At 44.0% G+C, this 3,991-nt stretch carries 5 protein-coding genes; all 5 read left to right on the top strand.

The features are described 5' to 3' along the window. The first annotated feature begins 122 nt into the window (after positions 1–122). Positions 123–338, top strand: coding sequence for a gas vesicle structural protein GvpA (gene gvpA / locus MICAI_RS16935; RefSeq protein ID WP_002735503.1), 216 nt, complete (start codon positions 123–125; stop codon positions 336–338). Between the two features lie 374 nt (positions 339–712). Then, a complete protein-coding gene (gene gvpA / locus MICAI_RS16930; protein WP_002735503.1) occupies positions 713–928 on the top strand; it encodes a gas vesicle structural protein GvpA in 216 nt (71 codons plus the stop codon). A gap of 441 nt (positions 929–1,369) precedes the next feature. Continuing rightward, entirely contained in the window at positions 1,370–2,008 is a 639-nt protein-coding gene (gene gvpC / locus MICAI_RS16920; protein WP_008204983.1) for a gas vesicle protein GvpC, read from the top strand. A gap of 537 nt (positions 2,009–2,545) precedes the next feature. Continuing rightward, positions 2,546–3,586 carry a gas vesicle protein GvpN gene (gene gvpN / locus MICAI_RS16915; protein WP_008204981.1) on the top strand — a complete coding sequence of 347 codons (1,041 nt, stop codon included), beginning with the start codon at positions 2,546–2,548 and terminating at the stop codon, positions 3,584–3,586. A 29-nt stretch (positions 3,587–3,615) separates the two neighbouring features. Beyond that, positions 3,616–3,991, top strand: a 376-nt coding sequence (locus tag MICAI_RS16910; protein WP_039900438.1) for a gas vesicle protein, incomplete at its 3' end; no start/stop codon positions are given.

Genomic DNA, 3,991 nt, shown 5'->3' with positions numbered 1-3,991 from the left:
ACAGGGTGTTATCTTTAAAAGTGCGGAAGTGATGAAGGCAGAAACCCCAAATAAGTTTCTGAATCCTCCATGACCTCAGCATTGTACACTTTCTATGAAAACAACAAAAAGGTATACCTACCATGGCAGTTGAAAAAACCAACTCTTCCTCTAGCTTGGCTGAAGTTATTGATCGTATTCTTGACAAAGGTATCGTTATTGATGCCTGGGCTCGCGTCTCTCTGGTGGGCATCGAATTATTGGCGATTGAAGCTCGTGTAGTTATCGCTTCGGTTGAGACCTACCTCAAATATGCTGAGGCCGTTGGTCTGACTCAATCTGCGGCGGTTCCTGCTTAAGGATCGATCACAGATTCTCCCATCTGCTGAGTGAAAACCCAACCAGGTTTTCCAGATTCTCGGATTTTCTTTGATCCCTATTGAGTTTAGTTACCCGTCTCTTGGGGCGCAATAGTCTGTAATTGACAGGCTTGGCACGGCAACGGATAGCGGAAACAAGGCTAGACACAGACAAATTATTTTTGTCACCGTGTTTTTAGCGCTTGCTGCTACGTTTACCGCCTATCACCGGAATGTAAGGCTCGCTGTTTTTTGCGATAGAAACCCATTCTTTGGCTAGGAGGCCACGCCCCTTGGTCTGGTGTAGTTTGCTATCTCAACTTTTGGATCAGCACTGTACACTTTCTATACAAACAAAAAAAGGTATATCTACCATGGCAGTTGAAAAAACCAACTCTTCCTCTAGCTTGGCTGAAGTTATTGATCGTATCCTCGACAAAGGTATCGTTATTGATGCCTGGGCTCGCGTATCTCTGGTGGGTATCGAATTATTAGCGATTGAAGCTCGTGTAGTTATCGCTTCGGTTGAAACCTACCTCAAATATGCTGAAGCTGTTGGTCTGACCCAATCTGCAGCGGTTCCTGCTTAAGGATTGATCCCAGATTCTCCTATCTGCTGAGTTAAAACCCTACTGGGTTTTCCAGATTCTCGGCTTTTCTTTAAATCCCTATTGAGTCTAGTTACCCCTCTCTTGGGGCGCAATGGTCTATGATTGACAAGGTTGGCACGGCAACGGATAGCAAAAACAAAGCTAGACCCATACAAGTTATTTTTGTAACCGTGATTTTGACCTTTGTAGCTAGGTTTACCGCCTATCGCCAGAATGTAAGGCTGACTATTTTTCTGAGTAGAAAGCCATTTTGGGGGTGGGAGGTTGCGCCCCTCAGTCTGGGGTAGTCCCCTACCTCAACTTTGGGATGATAAGAAAAGTCGAAATCTGCTGTCTCTCCCCCCAGTCTCCGTGAAGGTTTTTCTAACGGGTGATTGGGTCAAATCCATTCCATAGTATTTAGTAATTGAGGACAACCCCATGCCTGCTCTCATGGAACAGTTCCGCCAGGATCGTTTATCGATTGCTGAAGAAGTAGCTAAACTCTCGCGAGAAGTACAATCTTTTCTGTTGGATGTCAAAACTGAAAGACAAAAACAAGCGCAAGAACAGGCAACTGCTTTGCGCCAATCTTTCCAAAAAGTTCAACAGGAAAGCCACTTGTTTTTAACAGCTACCCAAAAACAGCGTTTAGCTCAAGCGGAAAAGCAAAAAGAGGATTTACGTCAATTTCAAGAACAACGTTTAGCGGAAGCCAAACGGCTAGACAACGATTTACGTCAACAGCGTCTAGATCGAGCCAAACAGCTGAAAGAGGATTTAAGTCAATTCCAAGAACAACGTTTAGCAGCAGCAAAACAGCTGGAGAACGACTTACGTCAACAGCATCTAGATCGAGCTAAACAGCTGAAAGAGGATTTAAGTCAATTCCAAGAACAGCGTTTAGCGGCAGCGAAACAGCTAGAGGACGACTTACGCCAACTTCATCTAGATCGAGCTAAACAGGTGAAGGATGATTTAAGTCAATTTCAAGAACGACGTTTAGCTGAAGCGAAACAGCTAAAAGACGAATTGCGTCAATTTCGTCAAGATTTGTCTATCTACGTTTTTGGCAAATAAATCTCTAGGTTAATTCCAACCCACTTAACCCTAGGGCTAGAGTAAAAACCCTCTAGTCCCTTTTCCTGGCTAAACTAGAGGACTATCTGAGAATACAACAATAAGCCTTTGGTTTTAAACCTGCCATGCTGATCCTGCTTTTTTAAGTTTCTAGACTCAACGTAGGGGTGGTCGGTTCCTGTATGGGCGACTCTAGGGTTCTGGTAAATTAAGAAGTATTATAGAACTTCGCTTAATTTATAGTTAATGTTGTCATTATTAGTCTTTTATTGACAAAGGAGGTAAGTGAAAAGGACTGCATCTGCCCAGAGCTTGTCAAGGTTCTAGAGCTAATTGATGACAGTTCCTAATCTTTTGCGATATTATGTAGGTAAGCCTTAAAAGCCAAAGACGATTAAACTTGCCGTAAAATTCGGGTAACACGAGCGTCCTTGCCGACTCGGTTATGAAAGGTAAACCTGAACCAGCAGTTGTTAGCTCGAGAATATCCGTCCGCTTCAGGCGGGGATTATCAATGGTATTTACTAGATTTCGACTATGACATTTACTGAAACTCAAACAAGAAGAGCCGTCCTCTGCCTTCGCCCCGGTCAATTTGTTGTTACGCCTTCGATTGATCACATTGCCACTCGCGCCCTACGTTATCTAAACTCTGGTTTTTCCATTCATCTATGTGGTCCAGCAGGAACGGGAAAAACCACCTTGGCAATGCATCTGGCCAATTGTTTGGCCAGACCTGTAATGCTCATCTTTGGCGATGATGACTTTACCAGTTCCGATTTAATTGGTAGCCAGTCTGGTTATACCCATAAAAAGCTGACGGATAACTATATCCACAGCGTTCTCAAAGTTGAAGACGAGCTAAAACACAATTGGGTGGATTCTCGCTTAACAATGGCCTGTCGAGAGGGTTTTACCCTAGTTTATGATGAGTTCAATCGTTCTCGACCTGAGGTCAACAACGTTTTACTCTCTGCCTTGGAAGAAAAAATTCTCACCCTGCCACCCACTAGCCATCAACCCGATTACCTACAAGTCAATTCTCAATTTCGGGCAATTTTCACCTCCAACCCAGAAGAATATTGTGGGGTTCATGCTACCCAAGATGCTTTAATGGATCGGTTGGTAACCATTAATATGCCTGAACCAGACCAACTGACTCAGACTGAAATTCTTGCCCAAAAAACGGGGATTGGTCGAGAAGATGCCTTATTTATTGTCAACCTCGTCAAAACCTTTCGGGTGAAAACTGAGGCTGAAAAAACCTCAGGTTTGCGCTCTTGTTTAATGATTGCTAAAGTCTGTGCCTCTCACGATATTGTGGCTAGTCCCTCTGATGCGGATTTCCGTGATATCTGCGCCGATGTTCTTTTGTCCCGCACGAATTTATCTATTGATAAGTCAAGAGCAATTTTATGGGAAATCCTCGACGACAATCCGGTAGAATCCTTATCCGTTCTAGAGGAAACGGAGCCTTCCGAAGACCAAGCGTCAACTTCTGAGCCTTCGACGGGAAATCAATCGTTCAAAGCCATTCAATCTTTACTGCGAGGCAACTTGCCCCAGCGGAAAGACTAATTTTATACTCTTATTGAGTGAAACCAACCGTGACTTCTTCCACTTTTGCTGGCTCGCTCAAAACCCAATCAAACAACGCCCTGAAAACAGCAACTCAAGGTTCGGGTTTAGCGGATATCCTCGAGCGAGTTTTAGATAAGGGAATTGTGATTGCTGGCGATATTTCCGTTTCGATCGCCTCCACTGAACTTATAAATATCCGCATTCGTTTGTTAATTGCCTCTGTTGATAAAGCCAGGGAAATGGGAATCAACTGGTGGGAAGGAGACCCCTACCTCCATAGCCAATCCCAAGCTTTACTGGCAGAAAATCGGCAGCTTTCACTCCGACTCCAAACCCTAGAAACTGAGCTTGAAACCTTAAAATCCTTAACCCAATTGAGTGCAACGGAGAGCCATGATACCA

It is taken from the genome of Microcystis sp. T1-4, from assembly GCF_000297435.1.
Taxonomy (GTDB): Bacteria; Cyanobacteriota; Cyanobacteriia; order Cyanobacteriales; family Microcystaceae; genus Microcystis.
This window is presented reverse-complemented; position numbering and strand designations above follow the sequence as displayed.